1 protein-coding gene is annotated in these 582 nt (G+C 72.2%); it reads right to left on the reverse strand.

Going from position 1 to position 582, the window contains the following annotated elements; genetic code table 11:
• Nucleotides 1–440 (reverse strand): sacsin N-terminal ATP-binding-like domain-containing protein (locus Q8814_RS26420; RefSeq protein WP_408015992.1); only part of this gene is annotated, 440 nt, incomplete at its 3' end.
• Between the last annotated feature and the right edge of the window lie 142 nt (nt 441–582).

Here is a 582-nt window from a genome sequence, read left to right on the forward strand (position 1 = left end):
TCGGCGCGCAGCGAGCGGGTGTCGGCGGCGGAGAACCGCACGGACCCGGTGCGGGAACGTATCTCGCCCTCGTCGGCCACCGACAGCACCGCGGTGAAACCGACACCGAATCGTCCGACGCCTCCGGCCTTGCTCGACGCGCGCAGCGCCGTCAGCGCCTGCACTCCCGCTTCGTCGAGCGGTTCCCCGGTGTTCGCGACGTGCAGTTCGGTGCCCTCGCACCACACTCGCAGTGTTCCGGCCACTGCCGCGCGGCTCGCGGCGTCGGCCGCGTTCTGGGCCAATTCGGTGAGCACCCGGTCGCGGTAACCGGCGCGCACCAGAGCCGCCTCGGTGGCAGCGTCTTCCCGCAGCCGTGTCGGCGAGGATCGCCACGCGGATCCGAGGCCGTCCCGCAGCGCCGCGGTGCCGAACGACTCCGCGGGGTGGGGTCGGGACACGTCAGTCGGTCTGTTCCGGCTGTTCCGGCCGTTCCGGCTGTTCGGTCTGTTCGGGTTGTTCGGGTTGTTCGGGCTGTGCGGGCTGTGCGGGCTGTTCGGGCGCGGTCTCACGTCCGGCCGGCAGCTCCACGATCTCCACGGC

The sequence above is a fragment of the Rhodococcus chondri genome (genome assembly GCF_036327435.1).
Lineage (GTDB): Bacteria > Actinomycetota > Actinomycetes > Mycobacteriales > Mycobacteriaceae > Rhodococcus > Rhodococcus chondri.